Origin of the sequence: Tenacibaculum sp. SSH1-16 (assembly GCF_040104435.1) — a bacterium.
Classification (GTDB): Bacteria; Bacteroidota; Bacteroidia; order Flavobacteriales; family Flavobacteriaceae; genus Polaribacter; species Polaribacter mesophilus.
This window is the reverse complement of record NZ_JBECOV010000005.1, coordinates 203914-226752: the sequence shown is the minus strand read 5'-3', so window position 1 is coordinate 226752 and position 22839 is coordinate 203914. Positions and strand designations below refer to the sequence as shown.

Sequence of the window (22839 nt, the reverse complement as noted above, 5' to 3'; positions counted from 1 at the left end):
TGTTTTATAGTATGAAAAAACTACTCACAACAATATTTCTTATAATTTAAATTTTTCTTTTAGTTAATCAGGAATCAGGCTCTGTAATAACTGATAGTAAAACAAAGGAAAAAATCTGGTATGTAAATTATTTAAATAGTTTAAGTAAAAAACCGACAAATTGTTAAAAAAGAAATAATAAACTTTTATCTATGAATAAAATTGAAATAGCAAAAAAATATATAATGCATCTCCAAAACGGAAACATAAAAGAGATTATTAGTTTATTTAATAGTAATGGGATTGTTGAATCACCTATTTATGGAATAAGAAAAGCCGACGAATTTTATCTTGAATTAAATAATGACACTTCTAACTCTGAACTTTTCATAAAAGGAATTTTTGAACAAAATGACTCTAATAATTTAGCACTCTACTTTACTTACAAATGGACTTTAAAGAATAATAAAAAAGTAGAATTTGATGTTGTTGATATTATTGAGTTTGATTCTGAGTACAAAATAATGAAACTAAAAATAATTTATGACACAGTGACTTCTAGAAAATTAGTCAATGAATTAAAAAAATAAAAACTATGAAATGAATACCATGATTTGCGGAATTGGAACGTCTAAAATTTTAAGTACTGAAATAGAAATAGTAAAGTATCCCTTTAAACCTTCATTAGTATTTCCTAATAAAAAAATTAAAGCTTGTGAAATAGACGCTATATGCTACCAATCTTATCCTCCTTTAATCAAAATTAAGGATGAAGTAATTTTTATCCAAAAAGAAAAAGCTGAACTTTTAAAAAGTTTTGTTAAAAAAAACAATATTACAACCTTTAAAGAGTCTAAAAACTGGAATTGGCTGTTAGAGCCTTACCTTGACACAGTTTATACACATGAAGATGATTTAAATATAATTAACTTGTTAAATACAAACGGTATTTCTACCCCTGAAATCTTGCAAATAAGAAATGAAGTAGGTAAACAAATGTATAAATACAATTTTAACACCATGCTTTGGAATTGGTTTAGCTTAGGGCTGCCTGATGTTTTAGCTGCAATGAGAGTAAAATATAGAGAAAAAGAGTTTGCTAACTTTTATAAAAGAGCAATGGAAATTGAGTTAAGAAAGCCCTATCTAATTAAATAGCACACCAAACTTTTAGGAACTAAATTAGTTAATACTATTTTCACGTAACATTAACACAATTAAATTGTGCGCAACTTAATTTCTGGGTATTTTTGTGTTGTTATTTAAGTAAATTATGTCAGAACAATTAAAATTAAAAAATCAAGTATGTTTTCCTGTATATACACTTGCCAAGGAAATTATTAGTTTATACAGACCTTTATTAAAAGAGGTAGATTTAACCTATCCTCAATATTTAGTAATGATGGTTTTATGGGAAGAAGGCAATCAAAGTGTATCTGAAATTGGCACTAAACTAAACTTAGACAGTGGCACTCTTACTCCTTTATTAAAAAGACTAGAGCAAAAACACCTTATAGAAAGGAAAAGAGAAACCACCGATGAACGTGTTGTAAAAATTAACCTTACAGATAAAGGTAAAAGCATACACAAAAAAGCAACTTGTATTCCTGATCAAATGATGACTTCATTAAATGTTTCTACAGAAAAATTAATAGAGCTTAAAAACACAATAGAATATATTTTAAATCAAATCAATAAATAATGAAAACAATTTATAATATCAGCGCCAAAGCAACTGGTGGAAGAAATGGACATGTAAAAAGTGAAAACGGAGTTTTAGAACTTGATGTTAGACACCCTAAAGCCCTTGGAGGCGCTAATGACGACTATCCAAATCCTGAAATGCTTTTTGCAGCAGGATATTCGGCTTGTTTTGACAGTGCATTAAACCTAGTTATTAAAAAATCTAAAATTAACACTGGTACAACTACCGTTAAAGCAACAGTAAGTATTGGCCAAATAGAAAATGGAGGCTTTGGACTTGCAGTAGCCTTAGATGTAAATATTCCTGAAGTTTCTTTAGAAGAAGCTAAAAATTTAACCGAAAAAGCACATCAAGTATGTCCTTATTCAAATGCTACAAGAGGAAATATTGAAGTAACATTAAATACAACAAATAATTAAATATTAATACAATGTCATTAATAGAAAACCTTAACTGGAGACATGCTGTAAAAGCTTTTGACCCAAATAAAAAAGTAAGCGAAGAACATATTGAAAAAATTATAGAAGCTGCTAGATTAGCACCAACCTCATCAGGACTACAACAGTTTAGAGTCATTTCAATATCTAATCAGGAAGTTAAAGAAAAATTAGTACAAGGAGCCTTAAACCCTGACTCTATGAAAGACTGCTCACATGTATTAGTTTTTGCTGCTTGGGATAACTATACCGCAGAAAGAATAGATAAAGTATATGATTTTACTACTGATGAAAGAGGTTTACCTAGAGGAAGATTTAGCAGTTATACAGATATGCTTAAAAAAGCATATTTAAATCTTCCTAATGAAGTTAATTTTGCACATACCTCAAGGCAAACTTATATTGCTTTAGGCTTAGCTCTAGCACAAGCAGCAGAGTTAAAAGTAGACACTTGTCCTGCTGAAGGATTTGACAATAAAGTGGTTGATAAAGTTTTAGAGTTAGATAAAATAGGCTTAAAAAGTGTATCATTGATGTACATTGGGTATGCCGATAATGAAAAGGACTGGATTAAACCAATGAAAAAAGTTAGAATTCCTAGAGATGAGTTTGTTATTGATGTAAAATAGTACAGCAATAAACACCGTTTTATTAAAAAGTAAAACACTTAACTAAATGCTTTTCTTACAGTTTTGCCTGTTTATAGAAAAGCATTTGTTTTTTATTAATATAAATTCCATACTTCATTTTACAATGAAATAAGATATAAAAACGCCATGTACTTTTACACTCAAATAAACACGTAAGTAACTATAAACACTTTAGAAAACACATTATTAATCTATTCAATAAAAAAAAACGTTCTTTTGTGCATCAATGTTTAGATTGGAGTGAAAGAAAACATCACATTGCAGGAGCATTAGGTGCTTCTCTTCTCAAAGCAATGATTAAAAAAGATTGGTTACGTAAAAAACCAAACTCTAGAGAAATTATTATTACCTCTTTTGGTAGAATAGAATTGAAAAATAAGTTAAATTATAGAGGTATAAAACATAATACTAACTTCTTTGAAAAAACTACTTTACTTACTTCTCTTTCTTCAACTTCCAGTTCAAGCACAACAAATATTATTCATTGGAAATAGTTTAACCTATATGAACAACATGCCTAAAATGTTGGAGTATATTGGTAAACAACATGGTGTTACTATTAAAACCAAGAGCTTATGTTACCCTAATTACGCTATTATTGATCATATTAACGAAGGAAAACTTCAAAAATTACTAGCTAAAAAACAATTCGATTATCTAATTATTCAACAAGGTCCTTCCTCACAAGCAGAAGGAAAAAAAATGCTAGTACAAGATGGAGCTACAATAAAAGCCTTTTGCGAGCAATATAACACCAAACTTGGTTACTTTATGGTATGGCCATCCGTTATATATTACCATACTTTTGATAAAGTAATTGAAAATCACAAATCTGCCGCCAAACAAAATAATGCTTTGTTATTTCCTGTAGGTAATCTATGGAAAGAATACAATACTTATAAAGGCAAAGAGTCTTTATATAGCTTAGATAACTTTCATCCTTCAACAACTGGAAGTTTTGCAGCTGCCCTTACTATTTTTCATCAATTATATCCAACAAAAAACCTTCAACAACTCCCTTTTAAAAAGTATAAAAAATGGGTAGCTAATGAAGATTCTTTTAACTTGTTAGTTCAGTTAATAGAAAAGTATTAGGACTTCATACACTTTTTCAACACCTGTTCTGCCCTTTGTATATTAAATTTAGGATAAAATTTTTCTTTTATTTTTTCTTCCTTTCCTAACTCAATAGCTCTTTTAACACTATTACAAAAAGGTTCTGTAGATTGTCCAAAAAAACGAGCTGCTCCCATATCTGACTCTGCTTTACTTAAAATAACTCTCGGATTATTAGGAGCTATTTTCAATGCTTTTTCATACAACGTAGCATTTTTCATCGACATGGTCATTCCATATTTCTGTCCATCAAAAGCCATATATGAAACATGTAATAATGCCTGTGTAATTAATATTTCAGGGTTTTCTGGTGAAATGGATTTTGCTGTATCTAAAAACTCTTGTGCCTTATTTAATTTAGCTATTAACGTTGCTTCTTCTTTTATTTGAAAACTTTCTAAAATGTTAATCATTCCTGCGTAATAAGACGGCAACCAGTTGTCTTTTTCTGCTTTAGAAATACGTTCGAATAATTGAGCTGCTTCCGTTGTTTTATTTGCTCCCCATAACTCAAATGCCTTTGTCATTCCTTTTTCGTATTTACTTTGTGCTGAAACACTTATTGTAAATACTAATAGTACTAATGTGATTATTTTTTTCATCTTTTTAATCTTAATTGTTTTGTTTTTATTACTCTACAGGAAATAGGGTATCTTCAATACTCTATCAAGTAACTAATTCTTCTTTTGTTAATTTATATTAATTACTAATGATATGTCTTTATTTACCAAGAATTTGGCGTCTTTATATTTTGGAGGTCCCATAAATCCTTTTGCATCGTTAGAAACTCCTATTGGCTCTTTTGGTATTCCTATAAAGTTTGTATCCATTTTTTTATTATTATTTATATCATGAAAGCAAGAAACCGCATATGTACCTTTTGGAATATCGTGAAACTCAACCCTAGCCTTTTTATTAGTAATCTTTACGATCTCTCCCTTATACCCTTCTTTTAAAAAACTTTTCTCCGTATTGTATAATGCCACAAATAATGCACCTTTATCTGATTTTATCCCTTTAAAATCAATTGAAACTGTATGTGTATTTTGAGCTACCATAGCTGTTAAGCACCCAAATAAAATTATCATTGTTAAAATTGTTTTTTTCATCTGTCTCGTATTTATTTTAGATAATATTGATTATTATTTTGACTATTCAAATATCTTTTGATTTTCGTTAATTATATAAAAAAGAATACTGAATCGTTATTTTTAATTACTCAATTGTTATTATAAGTTATTTAACTGGTTGTCCTTTTTATTATCACTAATCGTCCAAAAGAATCCTACAAAGAAGAAACTATCCGCTGATGGTATTATAGCTTGTCTATTAAAAGTCCCAGCTGGATTTGGTGTGTTTTTATAATTATATCCAAACACATTTTGTGTTCCTAAAACATTATTTACTGAGAAATACAAAATTTTTTGCTGACTAATTAAGTATGCCCAATTTAAGCTTACAGAATTATAATTTTTAGTTTTCTGATTCAGAAACCCACCTTTATTAGGGTTTGTATAACTTCGTCCAGATGCAAAATTATAACTCATTCCTACTTGACTTTTCCAATCTGCAATCCAATGTTTTGCTACGACTGATAAGTTGTGTTTTGATGCAAAGTTTGGTGTAGCTTTTACTGGGTAGTTTTTATAATCTCTTTCAGTATCTAAAAACGAATAGGAAACCCAATAATCTGTGTTTTTTACATTTTTATTATCTCTCCAAAAAATATCTATTCCTTTTGAATACCCTTCTCCTAAGTTTGAGAAATTTGAATAGGGTAATGCTCTATCAGTATCATATTTTACTAAATCTTGATACTTTTTATAATATCCTTCTATTCTTAAAATCTGTTTGTTTTTAACATACTGATAATTTGCTATAAAATGAGAAGTATTCTCTGCTTTAAATTGCGTGTTGAATTTTAGGTATTCATTTTTAGGATTTTGATAAAAGCGTCCGTAAGCAAATGAAAACTGTGCATTTTCTCCTGGTTTATAAGCTATAGAAGCCCTTGGTGAAATGGTGAACTCATCTAACAATTCAGAGTTTTCCATGCGTACTCCTACTTTCGTTGCTAACTTTTTACTAAAAAAGATATCTGCTTCAATAAAACTTCCAAAGATATTATTGTCAAGTCCGTACGTAGTATTTCCATTCGTTTCACTTCTATAATCTTCAGAGAAATCGGTTATAAAATATTCTGCACCAAAATTCAGTTTAAATCGGTTTGAAAATCTCTTTTTCAACGTTGCCTTAACATGAGCTGAGTTTTCATTATCTACAACCTTATCATCCAATATGTTTATCTTTGAATTATCATTAGTAAACGATACTCCTCCTGTAACTGTCCAGTTATTAGCTAAATGTTGTTTATAAGATCCATTGAAATACAAGTTTCTATTTTTCAACCCAAAACGAAATCCATCTTCATAATTAATATCCTCTTGAATCATATCAAAATCAGTATAACTATAAGCTCCGTACAACTTCAACAAAGACTCATTTTTAAATCTAAAACGATATACAGCTTCACCGTTTAATGATTGCACTGGCTTATTCCAAGTATTCCTATCGGGAAATAATTTTTGATAGGGTGCTAAATTGATATAGGATGCGTTCACACTTAGTGAGCTTTTTCCAAATATCTGAGTGTTTCCTACTCCCAAACCAACTGTCATTAGTGAGATATCTGTCTTCTCTTTTACTGCTTCGTCATTCGTGTTTAGTAATAAAACACTTGACAATGCTTGACCGTATTCTGCTGAATATCCTCCTGTTGAAAACGTAATTCCTTTAAATAAAAACGGAGAAAATCGACCACGTGTAGGAATGTTACGTGCCGAAGGACTATACGGAGTAAATACTCGAATTCCATCAATAAAAATTTGCGTTTCCTCCGCTTCCCCTCCACGCACAAACAAACGTCCATCTTCACTAACCGAAGAGGTTCCAGGTAGTGTTTGCAAGGCTCCAACAAAGTCTCCTAAAGCACTTGCAGTGGTTACTACATCTAAAGGTTTTAACCCTGTTACTTTGGCATTATCTCCGGCTTCAAAAGTTCCTGCATTTATAGTTACTGCATCCAACGTATTTACATCTTCACGAAGTATTATTTTTAAATTCTTAAACGTTGATACTTCAGCTGTTTTTATATACGTTTCAAAAGAAATAAAAGACACTGTTAATGTTTGTTCTCCTTCTTCTGAAGTTGTAAAAGAGAAGTTTCCTTTTTCGTCAGACGAAGTTCCGTCATAAGTTCCCGCTAAATATACATTTGCTCCTTCAATAGGATTTCCTTTAGTATCAGTTACTTTTCCTTTAATAGTAGTTTGTGCAATTAATAATGTATGCGTTAAAAAACATACAATAAGTAATAAATGTTTCATTTTGTTCGTTTTTGACACCACAAAACTGCTTTCTTTTCAAACTTTAACACAAAAAGAAATACTCAACTGTATAATTTTACGGATGAATTGTTTTGCAAATCAAAACTAAGATTACTTAACTCTCCTTATTTTACCTTTCTTGCTTTTATTTATTCAAATCTTGCTAAATTTTAATATGTAAGGCCTACAATACTTTTGATAAAGTTGTACTTTTACATAGTATAAATTAACAATAATGGCACACGATTTAAGTGACTATAGAAAATCTTACGAAAAAAGAGAGTTACTAGAGAATAATTGTCCTAAGAATCCTATTGAATTGTTTAGGGATTGGTTTTTTGTTGCAGACGAATCTGAAATGGTAGAGGAAGCAAATGCTATGACGATTGCGTCTATCGGGTTAGATGGCTTTCCAAAAAGCAGGGTTGTTTTATTAAAAAAATACACTTGGGAAGGTTTTATTTTTTATACCAATTACAATTCAGAGAAAGGAAAGGCTATTTTAAATAACAATCATGTATGCCTATCTTTTTTTTGGGCTGGTTTAGAACAACAAATTATCATTAAAGGAAAAGCTGAGAAGCTTGCTGAGAATTTGTCTGACGGGTATTTTGAATCGAGACCAGATGGAAGTAAATTAGGTGCTTGGGCTTCTAATCAAAGTGAGGTAGTTACCTCTCGTAATGAGCTAGATAACAATCTTGCTTCTTTTGAAAAAAAGTTTGAGAATCAAGAAATCCCTAGACCTAAACATTGGGGTGGTTTTTTAGTAAAACCAGTTTCTATTGAGTTTTGGCAAGGGCGCCCTAACCGTATGCACGATCGCATTCGATACACCTTACAAAAAGATTTTTCTTGGAAACTTGAACGTTTAGCTCCTTAGTTTTATATTTACATAGCTTTTTATAATTAAATGAAAACACTTTATATTGTTCGTCACGCAAAATCATCATGGAAATATGAGAGCGTTAAAGATATTGACAGACCTTTAAAAGAACGTGGTATTAACGATGCCCATCTTTTATCTAAGTACCTAGCGGAAGAAATAAAAAGACCTGACGTATTTCTTTCTAGTAGTGCCAACAGAGCGCTTCATACAGCTGTTATTTTTTGTGAAAACTTTGGATATCCTTTATCCAATCTCAAAATAAAGCGTCAGTTGTATAGCTTTAGTGATGGTTATTTGGTAAAAACTGTAAAAGCTCTTGATGATAGTTTCAATAGTGCTATTGTTTTTAGCCACGACCATGGTATAAATAGTTTTGTAAACAAGTTTGGAAACAAACCTATTGCACATGTAACTACTTGCGGTGTTATTGGAATAGAGTTTGATACAAAGCACTGGAAAGATATTAAAAAAGGAAATACAATTTTAGTAGAATTTCCTAAAAACCATAGATAAATCAGTACATTTTGAAGATAAAGAAGTACGGCGCTATTGATATAGGATCTAATGCAGTAAGGTTATTAGTAGCCAACGTTATTGAAGAAAAAAATAAAGAACCACAGTTTAAAAAATCATCCTTAGTTCGTGTGCCTATTCGTTTAGGAGCGGACGCTTTTGTTTCTGGAAAAATATCAGAGGCGAATACTCAAAGAATGCTTGATGCAATGCAAGCCTTTAAATTAATCATGAAAATTCATGGTGTTGAAAAATACAAAGCCTGTGCTACCTCAGCAATGAGAGAAGCTGAAAATGGAGAAGAAGTTGCCGCTACTATTTTAGAAAATACTGATGTTAAGATTGATATTATTGACGGAAAAAAAGAAGCAGCTATAATTTCTTCAACAGATTTAAATCAATTAATAGAATCTGATGCTACTTACTTATATGTTGATGTTGGTGGGGGGAGTACAGAGTTTACTTTGTTTTCTAAAGGAAAAATTATTAACTCTAAATCTTTTAAAATAGGTACTGTACGTTTACTTAATAATACAAAACCTGAAAATAAAGCGCTTTTTAAAAAGGTTCAAAAATGGATTGAAGAAAATACTGGTGACTATAAACGTATTTCTTTAATTGGTTCTGGAGGAAATATCAATAAGCTATTTAAAATGTCTGGTAGAGATAGTGGTAAACCTATTTCATACATTTATCTTAATGCTCAGTACCAATTCTTAAAAAAGATGAGTTATCATGAACGAATCTCGGAATTAAGTTTAAACCCTGATAGAGCCGATGTAATTATTCCTGCTACAAAAATATACTTATCTGCCATGAAGTGGAGTGGTGCAAGAAAAATATACGTTCCTAAAATTGGGCTTTCTGACGGAATAATTAAAAGCCTATACTTTAATAAACTTTAGATTTACTATTACTTTTTTATTTGTGACTCTTTTGGAATTGTAGTGTCTTAATAAGTATAAGTAATATTTTATTTACTATACTTCTCTAACAAGTAATCAAAAAAAACCGAGCTATTTGCTCGGTTTTTTATTTTAGTTTCTTCTTATTTGTACTTTGTCTGTTTTTAACTCTTTCTGTATCCAACTTCTCAGTTCGTTTTCATTTTTTACAAGAATAGAGTCCTTTAACTTTGCATTCCATTTTACTGATACTACTGTTGCTGTATCTACTTTTATAAAGTCGCTTGAAGATAGAACTTTAGCTAAACTCATTTCTTTTATATCATTGAATCTAATTTTTGCCTCTGTACTAATTTTACTAAAAGGAATTGAATTCTTATCTCTATATAAAGCTTGTTGTTCAATCGTTTGATTTAAATTAGATATGGTTCTTTTTAAATCATCAATCTCCATATGTAAACCTTTTATAACATTGTCTTTTTCATCCAATTCTTTTACAGCTCTATCATAAGCATCTACTACTCTATCAACACTTTTAGCTTTATTTTCATTTATAACTAAAGAATAAGAATCTATTTTAGGAAAAGCCTTTAATTCGTTACGTAAAAATGACTCTGTTGCATCACTCACATCACCATTAAAAAACAAGCTTATTGTTTTATCTTTAACTTCTAGTCTTTCACGCTGTAGCCATAAGTTAGGATTATCGTATACTTTTGCTTTTAAAAACCTTTTATAGTTTGCGTCTATTACACTCTCATTATACACTCCTACAAAAGTAAATACCGCTGGAACCATTACTAAAAAGGCTATAAAAGACGCTATTTGCGCTATTCTTTTACGTTTAGCTGAATTTACATAACGAATCATAGTAAAACCTAACAGTTTTAATACTAAGAAAGTTGCTAAAGCGATAAAAATAGTATTAATTGTAAACAAGTACATCGCACCAAGAAAGTAGTCAAAATTACCTATTGCCAAACCATACCCTGCAGTACACAAAGGCGGCATTAAAGCTGTTGCAATTGCTACACCAAAGATTACAGAAGCAATTGTTCCTTTTTTGGTTCGTGCAATAATTAATGCTAAACCACCAAAAAAAGCTATTAATACATCTCGAATATCTGGTCTTACCCTACCTAATAACTCCGAAGTTTCTTCACGAAGTGGAAATATAAAGAAAAATAGAAATGCAGTTAATAAGCTCAATACAATCATAGTTGCTAAGTTTATTAACGATTTTCGTAATGTGTCAATATCATTAATAGCAATAGACATTCCTACTCCTAAAATAGGTCCCATTAGTGGAGATATTAACATGGCTCCAATTACTACTGCTGTTGAGTTTGCATTTAAACCAATAGATGCCACAAAAATAGAACAGATTAAAATCCAAGCTGTGGCTCCTTTAAAAGAAATATCACTTTTTATTGCTTCTATTGTTGCTTCTTGGTCTGTATCATCTCTAAAATCGAGTAACTCTAAAATAAACTTTTTTACTTTTTCCCATAAACCTTTTGCATCTTGCTGTATCGCTTGCTTCGATTGCTCCGCTGCTGCTTCTTGTTTATTTTCTTCCATAAATTCTAATTTTTGTTAACTTTGGAAAGATACGAAATTCAGTAATTAGTAAAGGCTAAAAAACTCTGAGAGACAAACTATTTTAGTTTACTTAAATAATTTCGTAACAAAGACTAATCTTTTTTAATAACCTCACTAAAAAAATTAAGGTTACTCTAAAATAAATAAATCGTTATGATAAACTATTTCTCTGATACCCAATTTATATGGTAATATTTGTTCAGAGTACTCTTTGTATAAGCTAGGGTTTATTTCTCCTGTAAAGAGTAGCTTTCCTTCCTCATTATATGTTTGTATTGTTATAATTTCGTCTACTTTACTCATTTTTAAGTATACTTCAGATTGATATCTAGAGTTGGCTTTTAAATATACTATTCCTGTTACTAATTTACCTTTTGAGAAAACTGCAGTATATTTAGGTTTGTTTTTTTCATATTGAACAACTTCTCCTTCTAATTGGTTATTTAATTCCTTATACGTTAATAGCAGCTGGTTTTGCAAATTGTAAACAGTGGTACTCGTTTCTTTTTCTGATATATATTCGGTAATTATTTTTTGATTTTTATTTTGTTCTATTTTCTTTACTAGAGCACCATTTTTATATGTTTTTTTAGTTCCATAAAGGTCATTCTTTTGCCCTTCAAAAGACTTTCCTTTCTTATATAATAATCGAGATATTTCTTTACCTTTTTCATCATAATAAATACTATATCCTTCTTTTTTATTTTCGTAATAATTTTCTTCTTTTTGTTTATCACCTCTTTTATAATAAATAAAAGTTCCGTGCTTTTTATCGTTAACGTAATTTCCAGTTTCCTTTAAAGTTTTTTCGTCGTATTCAAACTTTTTATAAACCCCTTCCTTTAATCCATTTTTTACATTTATTTCTATTCGATCTTTATAATCATACATAACCCCTGTAGGTTTTTGATTGGTAAAAGTCGCTTGCCCTATTAATTTTCCTTCTTTAGAGTAAAATTTAGCTTCCGAATTAACATCTATATCTTCTCTTAAAACATATTCATTATTCCTTGAGTTATATACTTTTTGATATCTTTTTGATTTTATAAGTTTTCCTTTATTTAACTCTTTAACTTCTTCTATTTGATCTGTTTTATAGAAATACTTGTATTCTGTTCCTGTTTTAGTTTTAAAGTTATAATTAGCGATAACTTTTCCGCTTTTATCGTAATAAATTGCTGTTAACTTTTTTCTGTACGAATTAAGTTTATAGGTTACTTCACTTTTTTTTCCTCCATTAATATAGTAGCTAATGATTTTTGATAAACTTCCATCTTCGTAGAATCTTGTTTCTTTATAAAGAGCGTTATCTTCTTTATAATCATACTTTGTTCTTTCTACTACTTCTCCATCTTTAAAGCTCTCTTTTTCTGAAATTTTGTTTCTATAGTTTTTCTTATACAGAGTACCTTCAATAGGAGTTGGCGAGTAATAACCTGCTTCTAAAGCTCTAGAGTTATAATAACCTTCTTTTAGCTTTACTTTTAGTCTTCCTAACTTCTTTCCTGAAATATCATAATAGGTAATTTCCGAATTTTTTAAATGCGAAAATACCAATGTAGTATCTTTATAATATTCAACTACTTCTTCTGCTATTCCATTTTTGTAAGTAATATCTTGTTTATTACCTCCTTTATTTTTTACAACTCTACCTTCTAATTTATCATTTATTTGTTCTAACACCCCTATTTGAGTACCTTGATCATCGTAGCTTATTACCTTAACAAGGTTCCTTTTATCTCCAAATTCTTCTTTTTTAATTAGAATACCTTGTTTGTTAAATGTTTCAACCTTTTTTAATTTTCCTTTTTCATAAGTATTTATTTTTTTTACCACTGCTGTCTTGGTGAAAAAAAACAAGTATTTCTTTCCTTCATAAGGAGTTTTATAATTTAATTCTTCTTCATACTTGTATTGTATAGCCCCTAACTTGTTGTTTTGTTCATCATAAAATGTTTCTGTTAAAGTACTTTTATTAAAACGATTACGAGTAATTCCATTATGATAAAAGTATTGTGTAAAAACTGGATTTCCTTGTTCATATTCTGCAATATATTTAACACGCATTGGGTTATAATAATAGCTTACTTTTTTCCCATCTCTATATGCTCTTTTATCATAAGTTATCTGTCCTATTTTTTTTCCTTTTTTACCATAATATATTTCTTTAGTTATTTTTCCTTTATCATAGTAATGCTCATAACGAATATCTTTTTTATCTCCTTCAAAAAATATTCTTTTTGTTATTTTTCCATTCTCGTAGGTAACCTCTTCGATTGCTATAGTCGTTTTTTTGTCTTTACTTTCTGTATAATAAGTAGATATTCCTTTTAGTTGCTTATCATCAAAACTCATTTTCTTTATAAGTTTTCCTTCTTTAGTATACCAAAAGGCTTGTTGCAAATAAATACTATCTTTATACTTAGAAAGTCCTGTCATTTGTAATGTACCATCAATATAAAAGTCATTAACACGATATAGTTTTCCCTCCTTTTGTATAGGGTTTCTATAAAAAGAAGCATTTTCTTTATTGGTTTCTTTCCAGTTTTTATCTAACCAAAGTGTGTCTTTTTGAGCTTTAGCTATAGTTATACAACACAATAATAAAGCAATTGTAAAAAAGGATTTCATATATTAATTTTATATGTTTTTAATTTAAATGTTAGTTGTGACGTGCAACATTTTTTTTGAGTTTCAAAAATACAGTAATTTCAGAACGTTATTAAAATATACGTAAACCATATTTAGTTACAAATCCAAAAATATAGGGCTTTTGAGTATTACCAAAAGCCCTATATTTATTATTGAAGTTCTACTAATTTTTATAGTAATGTTTAAAAACTATTAAATCTTTAACTTACTTTTTAAATTCGGTGAAACTGCATCTTTATGTAATAAAACAGATATTGTTTTTAATTTAAAATAAGGGACTGACATATACACATATCCCTGATTTCCTTGATTTTTACCCCAAGAATTCTTTACTTTAAAGTAAGTATTTCCTTTTTGGTCTTTTACCAAACCTACAATATGCATTAAGTGATCGTCCGTTGTATTAAAGTTTTCAAATTCTGCTTGACGTAAACCTGATGTAATAGTTCTTTCTTCAACTATTTCTTTTAATGCTTTTTCATTTTCTGTGCTACTTGCAGGAATTACTGCTACTCCATTTTTTGATGAAAATGTTTTTTCTGAAACATCACAATCTAGCTCTACGGTGTATCCTTTTTTAATTGCGTTTTCTGTTACTGCAACTAATTCATCTAAAGAAACATTATAAAATGCTCCGTTTGAAAAATTATCTGGAATATTTAAGATGAATTGATCATATTTTTTTGCATGCTCAAAAGAACTAATCGTTACATAGTTTGAAGGATCTATTTTTACATACTCTGCAAACGTTTTAGGAGTATATTTTTTTCCTTCGAAAGTGAACTCTTTTTTATTTTTCCCTAAGTATACATCCAAAACACTTTCTACTGATTGCTTCCACTTTGGACTTAATTCTCCTGCTGGATTTTTGATATAAGCATCCAACATCGATTTTAATACCGCAATCATTTCAGCGTGATTATGTCTATCTTGTCCTAAATCTAAACCAGTAAAAACTTGCTCAGGTACTAATCCGTATTTTTCTACAGAATTAATAACATCATGTGCCAAACCTCCTTCGCTAAATTGTGCTTTTCCTTGGCGGTATAAGTAATTATTTGCTTTATCTGAATACGTGTTGCGAACCGTATACATTTCAGATAAATCAATGCTTTTACCTGTCAATCTAATAATTTCTGATTCTAAAAAAGAGGTTGTAGAAAAGCTCCAACATGTTCCTGTTCTTCCTTGGCTTTTTACTTCTGTATCTTCAATGTCTTTTATTGTTGAGAATTGATATTTTTGTGCTGAAGTTGAAGTTATACTTAAAAAAGTGAATGCTGCTCCTAATAGAATTTTTTTCATATTTAAAAATCTTATGATAATTTAAGCAAGCAATTTACTCTTTTTAAAAGACTATTAAACTTCAAAACTGTTAAAAATCTACAATAACACCTACACGAGGTAAGGCTCTACCTGTTGTACTTTCTATTTCTTCTAGTAAATATCTTGAACTATCATTAGGATCGGTCACTCTTCCATTTCCATCTTCAATAGGTAATAAAAATGGTTGCTGTTTAGAGCTACTAGCATATATATTTTGAACATCTAAATACAAGTTAATAGCCGCTTTTTTTAAGAACCATGTTTTATCTACACGTATATCTAATTGTGTATACGTATCTAATCTTTCTGTGTTTAGTTTGGTATAATCTAAAATTCCGCCGTTTTGCACATCATAATTATCTTTTAAAGAAGAAGCGTCTAAATCGTATGGCGTATAAGGTTTACCGCCAACTAATCGAAATTTCGTTCCTATTTCCCAGTTTCTATTTAATTTTTTACCTGCTGTAATTGTTAGTAAGTGCTTATTATCCCATGTTGAGGGAATATAGGCTCCTTGTGCATCTTTAAATTCACTTCTCACAAAAGTATACGACGCTATTCCGTACAATCCACTATACGATTTCTTTTGTGCCAATAACTCAAAACCATATGCTCTACCCTCAGAGGTTGAACTTACTGCTTCGTTTCCTATAATACCAAAATCAGCACCTAGGTTTGCCAGACTTATCTGGTTTCTTATTGAAAATGGATAGTTTTTATATCCTTTATAAAATCCTTCAAAAGTTATTTTTGAGCTTCTATCAGGCTTATAACTCAATCCACTTACAAAATGATCTGATTGTATATACTTCAATCCATTTTTGTTCTCAAATTCACCTACATTATTTTTATATCCTAATACTGTATACGATGGTAATTGATAGTAACGTCCAACTGAAGAACTCACCGTCCATTTTTCAAATAAATTATAACTTAACGACAATCGTGGTGAAAATTGGTTAAATGGGTTTTTCATTTCTGAATTGTAATCAATTCCGTCCATTCTAAAACCAAAAGAAACTCCTAACTTTTCATCTAAATATCTTTTTGATACTTGTCCGAAAACTCCATATTTCACAAAGTCTATGGCTGAATTAAAATCATAAATAATAACTCCATCTGAATTAGCGTTTTTTTGATAATTACTATTCGTATACCTCGCTGTTTCTAAATTAAAACCTAAGTTAAAATCAATTTTGTTAACAGTTTCAAAGCTATTTTCATATCGTAATTTATTTTCTATTTCTTTAGATGAATAATCTAACAATAAGTTTGCTGGTATTTCTTCATTTAAAAAGTACTTTACTGCCTTGTTTTTCCATTCATTTCTACTTAATACAACTAAGTGTGTCGAGTTTGGAGCAAAGTACTTATAACTGGCTCCTACCGTATAATTCCATTGACTGTTTACGGGAACAGAGTTTAAAATAACTTTATTTCTCTTTATCGTTTCTAAATCTGTTTCACCATCATTTACCTCTTTATTAATTTCAAAATCATCAATAGCACCCAAAGCAACTATTGATAATTCACTGTTTTTTGATAATTGCGATTTAACATTCACTTGAAAATCGCTGTATGTTGGTAAAAAAGGAAGTTTTATCAACTTAAATAAAAACTGTAAATACGATTGTCGAGCAGAAAACATAAAGGTTGTGTTCTTTCCTAATGGACCATCTAAGGTAATTCCTGCGTCCGAAGTTCCAATAGTTGCCCTTGTATTTAGTGAATTTGGGTTTCCTCTTTTTTGAGTAAACTCTATAACAGAACTTAAAGAGTTACCCCTATTAGCAGGAAAAGCACTTGAATAAAAATCTACCTTACGAATTAAATCTGCATTCATAATTCCAACTGGTCCACCAGTTGCTCCTTGTGTTTGGAAGTGGTTTATTACTGGAACTTCAATTCCATCTAAATAAAACTTATTTTCAGAAGTTGCTCCTCCTCTAATAATAATATCATTTCTAAATCCAGGATTAGAAGCTACTCCTGGAAAAGACTGAATAACCTTTAAGACATCTCTATTTCCTCCAGGGTTCTTTTCTATTTCTGCTATACCCAAACTTTGAAGCGATAAAGGGCTATCTACAGACTCTTTAAATAGTGGTGCTTGTATTTCAACTTCTTTTAACTGTGTTGCATCTTCAATTAACTCCAAGGTTATATATGGCGAATTATCTTTAGTAACTAAATACTCGTCAGAAATTAACGTTTTATAACCTACAAACGATGCTTGTATTTTATTATACCCTAAAGGAACATTACTCAATTCAAACTCTCCATTTTCATTTGAAACTGTCCCTATTTCTGTTCCGTGTACTAAAATATTTACAAAAGGAAGCACTTCTCTTGTTTTAGAATCAATAACCTTCCCTGAAATTCCTCCTTCATTTTGGGACATTCCAGTAAACGACTGAAGTAAAACTAAGAATATCAACACTTTTTTCATATCAAAATATTTAAGATTTAACAAAAACACACATTATGTTTAACAAAAAACAAAAAATATTAAACAACATAATTATACAAACAAAAAAACTCAATCGATATGATTGAGTTTTCGTGGGGAGAGCAGGATTCGAACCTGCGAAGTCGTAAGACAACGGAGTTACAGTCCGTCCCATTTGGCCGCTCTGGAATCTCCCCAAAGCTTTTTAAAAAAAGCTTCTCATTTATTAAGAGAAGCTTTATAGTGACCGGGCTGGGGCTCGAACCCAGGACCCTCTCCTTAAAAGGGAGATGCTCTACCAACTGAGCTACCCGGTCATTTTTTGCTTTTGCTATTCTGCGTTTGCGGGTGCAAATATAGAAGCTTTTATTGTTCCCACAAACATTTTTTAGAAGTTTTTTTGAAAATTTTTTAATGTTTTTTGTTACCTATTAATTAACAGAAAGTTACCTAAACATCATTTAAGTATGCTTTTCTTACTTTTTTAAATAAATTAGATGAATACACAAAATCTACCACTGCTTCATTATCTGTTTTGAAGATTTCTTTATGTGATCCTTCCCATGCTTTGACTCCATTTTTTAGAAAAACAATCTTATCTCCTATTTCCATCACCGAATTCATATCATGTGTATTTATTACTGTAGTAATTTTATACTCATCAGTAATTTCTTGAATTAGGTTATCTATAACAATAGACGTTTGCGGATCTAAACCTGAATTAGGTTCATCACAAAACAAATATTTAGGCTTCATTACAATTGCACGGGCAATTGCTACACGTTTTTGCATTCCTCCAGATAATTCAGCAGGAAACTTTTTATTTGAATTTTCTAAGTTTACACGGTTCAACACAAAATTCACCCTGTCTAGCATTTCACTTTCGGGTTGTTTGGTAAACATTTTTAAAGGAAACATTATATTCTCTTCTACTGTTTGAGAATCAAACAAGGCACTTCCTTGAAATACCATTCCTAATTCTTGACGAAATTGACGTTTATCTTCTATCGTCATATCAGTATTCGCAAGTCCATCATAAACAATGGTTCCTTGCTCTGGTGTGTGTAAGCCAATTAATGATTTTAAAAATACTGTTTTACCTGAACCACTCTGACCAATAATTAAACTTGTTTCTCCTGGTTTAAATGAAGTTGTTATCCCCTTTAAAATCTCAACACCATTAAATCCTTTGTGTAAATTGTTTACTTCTATCATTAGGTTAATAACATTTGAGTTAAGAAATAGTTCGCTATAACAATAAGCACTGTAGTCCAAACTACAGACTGTGTACTTGCTTTTCCAACTTCTAATGAACCTCCTTTTACATAATATCCATGATAGGAAGGCACTGTAGCAATTAAAAAAGCAAAAACCACTGTTTTTATCAACGCATAGGTTATAAGAAACGGATCAAAATCTAATTGAACTCCTGCTATATAATCTGCTCCAGAAAACAAACCCGATAATACCCCTGCCATCCATCCGCCAAAAATTCCTAAAAACATTCCTAGAATTATTAAAAACGGATAAAAGAAAACTGTAGCTATTATTTTAGGAAGCACTAAATAGTTTAATGAGTTAATTCCCATCACCTCAAGTGCATCAATTTGCTCTGTAACACGCATAGTTCCAATACTTGAAGTTATATACGAACCTACTTTACCTGCTAAAATAATAGAACAAAATGTAGGTGCAAACTCTAAAATTACTGATCGTTTTGCTGCAAAACCAATCAACGATTTTGGTATAAACGGACTTTCTAAATTCAATGCTGTTTGCAAGGCGATTACCCCTCCAATAAAAAACGATATAAAAGCTATAATTCCTATCGACTTATGCCCCAACTCATCTACTTCTCTAAATAAAGCTTCCCGAAATACTCTTGCTCTTTGTGGCTTTGAAAAAACCTGTTTTAGCATTGAAAAGTATTTACCTATATGCTCAATGTAATTCATTAAATGAAATATATTTTTTCTTTTTGCTAAAGTATTAAAAAACCATTAACTCATCGCCTTATTTATAAGTTTTAGCTTGCTTTTTATGTACCTTTGAGTTTTAATTTTCAAAAAACAAAATGAGAAAAATAGCTTTTTTAGCAGCTATAATATGTTTAACCAGCTGCTCTGTTAATAAAAAAACAAATACTCAAAAACCAAAACTAGTAGTTGGTGTTGTTGTTGACCAAATGCGTTACGATTACCTTACTCGTTTTGCTAATAGATATGGTAACGACGGTTTTAAACGTTTACTTAGAGAAGGATACTCTTTAGAAAACGCTCATTACAATTATATTCCTACTTACACTGCTGTAGGGCATACTTCTATTTACACAGGAACAACGCCTACTAATCATGGAATTATTAGCAACCATTGGTATGATAAATATTTAAAGAAAACTATTTATTGTGTTGATGATAATAACTACAACACTGTTGGTAATAACGGTGAAGGAGGTAAAAAGTCTCCTTACAGAATGTTAACTACTACAGTAACCGATCAGTTGAAACTAGCTCAAAACATGAATGGTAAAACTATTGGTATTGCCATAAAAGATCGTTCTGCTATTTTACCTGCAGGACACACAGCTAATGCTGCTTATTGGTTTGACGGTGGTGATAAAGGGCAATGGATCTCTTCTTCTTTTTATTTGAATGAATTACCAACTTGGGTACAAGAATTTAATGCTTCTGGAAAAGCTGACGAATATTTAAGCAAACCATGGGAAACTTTATATGATATTAGTACCTATACACAAAGTATTGATGATGATAATAACTTTGAAGTAACTTTCAAAGGGGAAGAAAAGCCAGTTTTTCCGCACGACATTCCAACGTTAAGAAAGAGTAATAATAATTATAGTATTATAAAAGGTATTCCAGCTGGTAACTCTATTACTACTGATTTTGCTAAAGCGGCTATTATTGGTGAAAACTTAGGAAAATCTGAGTACACCGACTTTTTAGCGGTTAGTTATTCTTCAACCGATTATGTTGGACATCAGTTTGGAGTTGCTTCTAAAGAAATTGAAGACACTTATTTACGTTTAGATCAAGATTTAGCAGAGTTATTTAAGTTTTTAGACACACAGGTTGGAAAAGACAACTATACACTATTCTTAACTGCTGATCATGCTGCTGTGCAAGTTCCTTCATACTTAGAGTCTTTAAAAATACCTGCTGGTTATGTAAAGCCTGTTGCTTTCAAAAACTTTTTAAATGAAATTACCTTAAAACATTTTAAATCTAATGAGATTATTGAAAATGTTTCAAACTTTCAAGTGTTCTTAAATAAAGATAAGATTAGAGAGTTAAACCTTAACTATGAAAATGTAGCACAAACTATAGCGGATGAAGCTATTAATCATAAAAAGATTTATAAATCGGTAACTGCTAGAACCATGCAAACTACTACGTTTACTAACGGAATTTTACATGTTTTACAAAATGGTTACAATCAAAAGTTTTCGGGTGATGTTATTTTAATTCCAAATCCGTCAACTATTGCTAGTAGTTCAAGAAAAGGTACTACACACGGTTCTGGATACTCGTACGACACTCACATTCCGATGATTTTCTATGGAAATGGAATTAAACAAGGTGTTTCTAAAAAGAAATACGAAATTGTAGATATTGCTCCAACGATTTCTAATTTATTACAGATAGAATTCCCTAACGGATGTTCTGGAAAGATTATTGAAGAAGTTCTTGAATAGGAAACTTAGAAGCGAGAAAAGAGAGACAAGAAAGCAGACTATAAAAAAAGCCATTTTGATGTTACCAAAATGGCTTTTTTTTAATTAATTCATTTCCCAAATTATTACACTTTTTAATTCGGATTGTTTAATATGATAAGTGCAGCAATTACTCCTGGAACCCATCCACAAAGTGTTAATAAAAACACTATTATAATTGATCCACAACCTTTACCTATCACTGCCAACGGTGGAAAAAATATTGCTAATAAAACTCTTAATAAACTCATAGTACTTTTTTAGTTAGTATACTTAAAAGACGAGTTAATTAGAATTTTGTTACACTTGTGTTAAAAACATATAAGTTTACTTAATCTAACTAATATATTCTGCTGATGCATGCAAACTGCTTTAAAAGGAAATTATTTGCTGTGATATAGGAATGTCAATATATTTGAGAATTATTTAAATTTAAATTCAAAAAAATTGACATTTTCGAAAAAGAATATTTTGTATCTATTAAGAGTATTTTGTAGGTACTACATTGCCCTTCAAATGTTTTCTTATGCATTTGCTAAAATCCTTAAAACACAATTTAATTTAGGTTTTTCATCAACCATTGATGAGAATGTAAACAGCTTTAATGGTTTAATGCTCACTTGGCATTATTATGGTTATTCTAGAACTTATGGATTAATCATTGCTGGCGTTCAAATAGCATCAGCTTTATTCTTATTATTTAGAAAAACTGAACGTATTGGAGTCATACTTTTTCTCAGTTTCATGGTTAATATCTTATTGATAAATTACTTTTATGAAATTGATGGCGCTAAACCTATGTCAATTAGATTGACAATCATGGGGTTATTCCTTTTGCTTTCAGATTGGAAAGCCTTGACAAACTACTTTTTAAAATCTACCTCAAAAGAGTCTCTTATTCCTGAATTAATACCTACTAAACTAAAAGTTTTTTATTGGGGTAAATTTCTAATCATTCCTTGTATGATACTATACGGGTATATACACATCAATAACCTCAAAGAAGAATACATGGTTAAAAACGAGCTTTTTGGAGTATGGGAGATTACCCCAAGAAATACTAAAACCAAAATTGACAAACTTTATATTGAATTTAACAATAGAGTAAAGGTTAGGGATACATCTGATAATTTCTATTATGGAAAAATAGAACTCGATGATAAAAACAAAAAATTAAAGCTAAAAGTAAAACATTACTCCGATAGAGCCTATAACTTTATTCAAGATAGTTTAAAAAAATTGACTATTAAAGAAGATAATCTTAAAGAAACTAAGAGTAATATTCGAGAGTATTATAACTTCAGAAAAAATACGCTACCCATAGAACTGTGTTTTAAATATGAGTTAAAAAATGATTCTTTGAATTTAATTGGAAAAAGAAGAAACACTTATTTAAATATTACTCATAAGTATAAAAATTAATACTTTATCAACATAAATAATAGCTGCTTAAAATTAAGCAGCTATTACACTACTAGTTTATATCCACCTAGCCTACAC

Annotated in this window: 22 protein-coding genes and 2 tRNA genes; 12 read left to right on the top strand and 12 right to left on the bottom strand. The window is 30.1% G+C overall.

Annotated elements, in window-relative coordinates; translation table 11 throughout:
- Positions 1 to 191: 191 nt before the first annotated feature.
- From ABMY20_RS09345 to ABMY20_RS09315, 7 genes are all read left to right on the top strand, one after another.
- On the top strand, positions 192 to 569 hold the full coding sequence (locus ABMY20_RS09345; RefSeq protein ID WP_253057024.1) for a nuclear transport factor 2 family protein: 378 nt from the start codon (positions 192 to 194) through the stop codon (positions 567 to 569).
- A 10-nt stretch (positions 570 to 579) separates the two neighbouring features.
- Complete coding sequence (locus tag ABMY20_RS09340; protein ID WP_083574841.1) at positions 580 to 1137, top strand: hypothetical protein; 558 nt, start codon at positions 580 to 582, stop codon at positions 1135 to 1137.
- 115 nt (positions 1138 to 1252) lie between these two features.
- A complete protein-coding gene (locus tag ABMY20_RS09335) occupies positions 1253 to 1681 on the top strand; it encodes a MarR family transcriptional regulator (protein WP_047790148.1) in 429 nt (142 codons plus the stop codon).
- The gene (locus tag ABMY20_RS09330; RefSeq protein ID WP_047790147.1) at positions 1681 to 2103 is read left to right on the top strand and encodes an organic hydroperoxide resistance protein; all 423 of its coding nucleotides are present in this window, start codon (positions 1681 to 1683) and stop codon (positions 2101 to 2103) included. Before ABMY20_RS09335 ends, ABMY20_RS09330 begins: the two co-directional genes overlap by 1 nt.
- Before the next feature lie 11 nt (positions 2104 to 2114).
- On the top strand, positions 2115 to 2750 hold the full coding sequence (locus ABMY20_RS09325) for a nitroreductase family protein (protein WP_349265133.1): 636 nt from the start codon (positions 2115 to 2117) through the stop codon (positions 2748 to 2750).
- A 239-nt stretch (positions 2751 to 2989) separates the two neighbouring features.
- Complete coding sequence (locus ABMY20_RS09320) at positions 2990 to 3265, top strand: hypothetical protein (protein WP_349265132.1); 276 nt, start codon at positions 2990 to 2992, stop codon at positions 3263 to 3265.
- 19 nt (positions 3266 to 3284) lie between these two features.
- On the top strand, positions 3285 to 3866 hold the full coding sequence (locus tag ABMY20_RS09315) for an SGNH/GDSL hydrolase family protein (protein WP_349265131.1): 582 nt from the start codon (positions 3285 to 3287) through the stop codon (positions 3864 to 3866).
- Here the strand turns inward: ABMY20_RS09315 and ABMY20_RS09310 are convergent.
- The 3 genes from ABMY20_RS09310 to ABMY20_RS09300 all read right to left on the bottom strand — a co-directional run bounded on the left by ABMY20_RS09310 (position 3863) and on the right by ABMY20_RS09300 (position 7273).
- The gene (locus tag ABMY20_RS09310; RefSeq protein ID WP_349265130.1) at positions 3863 to 4489 is read right to left on the bottom strand and encodes a hypothetical protein; all 627 of its coding nucleotides are present in this window, start codon (positions 4487 to 4489) and stop codon (positions 3863 to 3865) included. The genes ABMY20_RS09315 and ABMY20_RS09310 overlap by 4 nt on opposite strands.
- 87 nt (positions 4490 to 4576) lie before the next feature.
- Positions 4577 to 4996: a DUF2141 domain-containing protein gene (locus ABMY20_RS09305; RefSeq protein ID WP_239180124.1), complete on the bottom strand. Its 420-nt coding sequence runs from the start codon at positions 4994 to 4996 to the stop codon at positions 4577 to 4579.
- A 120-nt stretch (positions 4997 to 5116) separates the two neighbouring features.
- On the bottom strand, positions 5117 to 7273 hold the full coding sequence (locus ABMY20_RS09300) for a TonB-dependent receptor (RefSeq protein WP_349265129.1): 2157 nt from the start codon (positions 7271 to 7273) through the stop codon (positions 5117 to 5119).
- 235 nt (positions 7274 to 7508) lie between these two features.
- On the opposite strand from ABMY20_RS09300, the gene pdxH reads away from it, so the two are divergent.
- The 3 genes from pdxH to ABMY20_RS09285 are packed head-to-tail and all read left to right on the top strand — an operon-like array spanning position 7509 to position 9580.
- Positions 7509 to 8156: a pyridoxamine 5'-phosphate oxidase gene (gene pdxH, locus ABMY20_RS09295; protein WP_047790142.1), complete on the top strand. Its 648-nt coding sequence runs from the start codon at positions 7509 to 7511 to the stop codon at positions 8154 to 8156.
- A gap of 30 nt (positions 8157 to 8186) precedes the next feature.
- Complete coding sequence (locus ABMY20_RS09290; RefSeq protein WP_125066999.1) at positions 8187 to 8675, top strand: histidine phosphatase family protein; 489 nt, start codon at positions 8187 to 8189, stop codon at positions 8673 to 8675.
- Positions 8676 to 8683: 8 nt separating this feature from the next.
- Positions 8684 to 9580: an exopolyphosphatase gene (locus ABMY20_RS09285; protein WP_073184470.1), complete on the top strand. Its 897-nt coding sequence runs from the start codon at positions 8684 to 8686 to the stop codon at positions 9578 to 9580.
- Between the two features lie 132 nt (positions 9581 to 9712).
- Here the strand turns inward: ABMY20_RS09285 and ABMY20_RS09280 are convergent, their stop codons facing one another.
- The 8 genes from ABMY20_RS09280 to ABMY20_RS09245 form a co-directional block, all read right to left on the bottom strand.
- The gene (locus ABMY20_RS09280) at positions 9713 to 11161 is read right to left on the bottom strand and encodes a DUF389 domain-containing protein (RefSeq protein ID WP_047790139.1); all 1449 of its coding nucleotides are present in this window, start codon (positions 11159 to 11161) and stop codon (positions 9713 to 9715) included.
- Positions 11162 to 11311: 150 nt separating this feature from the next.
- Positions 11312 to 13813: a hypothetical protein gene (locus ABMY20_RS09275; RefSeq protein ID WP_349265128.1), complete on the bottom strand. Its 2502-nt coding sequence runs from the start codon at positions 13811 to 13813 to the stop codon at positions 11312 to 11314.
- A 213-nt stretch (positions 13814 to 14026) separates the two neighbouring features.
- A complete protein-coding gene (locus ABMY20_RS09270) occupies positions 14027 to 15139 on the bottom strand; it encodes a C1 family peptidase (RefSeq protein ID WP_173359758.1) in 1113 nt (370 codons plus the stop codon).
- A 70-nt stretch (positions 15140 to 15209) separates the two neighbouring features.
- Positions 15210 to 17609, bottom strand: a complete 2400-nt coding sequence (locus ABMY20_RS09265) for a TonB-dependent receptor (RefSeq protein WP_173359757.1) — start codon at positions 17607 to 17609, stop codon at positions 15210 to 15212.
- 114 nt (positions 17610 to 17723) lie between these two features.
- Positions 17724 to 17806: transfer RNA gene (locus ABMY20_RS09260), tRNA-Tyr, on the bottom strand.
- Between the two features lie 47 nt (positions 17807 to 17853).
- Positions 17854 to 17926 (bottom strand) — tRNA-Lys (locus ABMY20_RS09255).
- A 133-nt stretch (positions 17927 to 18059) separates the two neighbouring features.
- Entirely contained in the window at positions 18060 to 18824 is a 765-nt protein-coding gene (locus tag ABMY20_RS09250) for an ATP-binding cassette domain-containing protein (protein WP_047790135.1), read from the bottom strand.
- The gene (locus ABMY20_RS09245; RefSeq protein WP_047790134.1) at positions 18824 to 19564 is read right to left on the bottom strand and encodes an ABC transporter permease; all 741 of its coding nucleotides are present in this window, start codon (positions 19562 to 19564) and stop codon (positions 18824 to 18826) included. Before ABMY20_RS09245 ends, ABMY20_RS09250 begins: the two co-directional genes overlap by 1 nt.
- A 119-nt stretch (positions 19565 to 19683) precedes the next feature.
- Between ABMY20_RS09245 and pafA the strand changes: the two genes are divergently transcribed.
- Positions 19684 to 21321, top strand: a complete 1638-nt coding sequence (gene pafA, locus ABMY20_RS09240) for an alkaline phosphatase PafA (RefSeq protein ID WP_173359756.1) — start codon at positions 19684 to 19686, stop codon at positions 21319 to 21321.
- Positions 21322 to 21434: 113 nt separating this feature from the next.
- On the opposite strand, the gene ABMY20_RS09235 is transcribed toward pafA, so the two are convergent.
- A complete protein-coding gene (locus ABMY20_RS09235) occupies positions 21435 to 21590 on the bottom strand; it encodes a YqaE/Pmp3 family membrane protein (protein ID WP_073184478.1) in 156 nt (51 codons plus the stop codon).
- Positions 21591 to 21855: 265 nt separating this feature from the next.
- On the opposite strand from ABMY20_RS09235, the gene ABMY20_RS09230 reads away from it, so the two are divergent.
- Positions 21856 to 22761, top strand: coding sequence for a hypothetical protein (locus ABMY20_RS09230; protein ID WP_349265127.1), 906 nt, complete (start codon positions 21856 to 21858; stop codon positions 22759 to 22761).
- The last annotated feature ends 78 nt before the right edge of the window (positions 22762 to 22839 follow it).

Bases quoted from the DNA above. Each gene is read 5' to 3' on its own strand.
- ABMY20_RS09345 (WP_253057024.1), top strand. From the start codon at position 192: ATGAATAAAATTGAAATAGCAAAAAAATATATAATGCATCTCCAAAAC.
- ABMY20_RS09340 (WP_083574841.1), top strand. From the start codon at position 580: ATGAATACCATGATTTGCGGAATTGGAACGTCTAAAATTTTAAGTACT.
- ABMY20_RS09335 (WP_047790148.1), top strand. From the start codon at position 1,253: ATGTCAGAACAATTAAAATTAAAAAATCAAGTATGTTTTCCTGTATAT.
- ABMY20_RS09330 (WP_047790147.1), top strand. From the start codon at position 1,681: ATGAAAACAATTTATAATATCAGCGCCAAAGCAACTGGTGGAAGAAAT.
- ABMY20_RS09325 (WP_349265133.1), top strand. From the start codon at position 2,115: ATGTCATTAATAGAAAACCTTAACTGGAGACATGCTGTAAAAGCTTTT.
- ABMY20_RS09315 (WP_349265131.1), top strand. From the start codon at position 3,285: ATGCCTAAAATGTTGGAGTATATTGGTAAACAACATGGTGTTACTATT.
- ABMY20_RS09310 (WP_349265130.1), bottom strand. From the start codon at position 4,489: ATGAAAAAAATAATCACATTAGTACTATTAGTATTTACAATAAGTGTT.
- ABMY20_RS09305 (WP_239180124.1), bottom strand. From the start codon at position 4,996: ATGAAAAAAACAATTTTAACAATGATAATTTTATTTGGGTGCTTAACA.
- ABMY20_RS09300 (WP_349265129.1), bottom strand. From the start codon at position 7,273: ATGAAACATTTATTACTTATTGTATGTTTTTTAACGCATACATTATTA.
- pdxH (WP_047790142.1), top strand. From the start codon at position 7,509: ATGGCACACGATTTAAGTGACTATAGAAAATCTTACGAAAAAAGAGAG.
- ABMY20_RS09290 (WP_125066999.1), top strand. From the start codon at position 8,187: ATGAAAACACTTTATATTGTTCGTCACGCAAAATCATCATGGAAATAT.
- ABMY20_RS09280 (WP_047790139.1), bottom strand. From the start codon at position 11,161: ATGGAAGAAAATAAACAAGAAGCAGCAGCGGAGCAATCGAAGCAAGCG.
- ABMY20_RS09275 (WP_349265128.1), bottom strand. From the start codon at position 13,813: ATGAAATCCTTTTTTACAATTGCTTTATTATTGTGTTGTATAACTATA.
- ABMY20_RS09270 (WP_173359758.1), bottom strand. From the start codon at position 15,139: ATGAAAAAAATTCTATTAGGAGCAGCATTCACTTTTTTAAGTATAACT.
- ABMY20_RS09265 (WP_173359757.1), bottom strand. From the start codon at position 17,609: ATGAAAAAAGTGTTGATATTCTTAGTTTTACTTCAGTCGTTTACTGGA.
- ABMY20_RS09250 (WP_047790135.1), bottom strand. From the start codon at position 18,824: ATGATAGAAGTAAACAATTTACACAAAGGATTTAATGGTGTTGAGATT.
- ABMY20_RS09245 (WP_047790134.1), bottom strand. From the start codon at position 19,564: ATGAATTACATTGAGCATATAGGTAAATACTTTTCAATGCTAAAACAG.
- pafA (WP_173359756.1), top strand. From the start codon at position 19,684: ATGAGAAAAATAGCTTTTTTAGCAGCTATAATATGTTTAACCAGCTGC.
- ABMY20_RS09235 (WP_073184478.1), bottom strand. From the start codon at position 21,590: ATGAGTTTATTAAGAGTTTTATTAGCAATATTTTTTCCACCGTTGGCA.
- ABMY20_RS09230 (WP_349265127.1), top strand. From the start codon at position 21,856: ATGTTTTCTTATGCATTTGCTAAAATCCTTAAAACACAATTTAATTTA.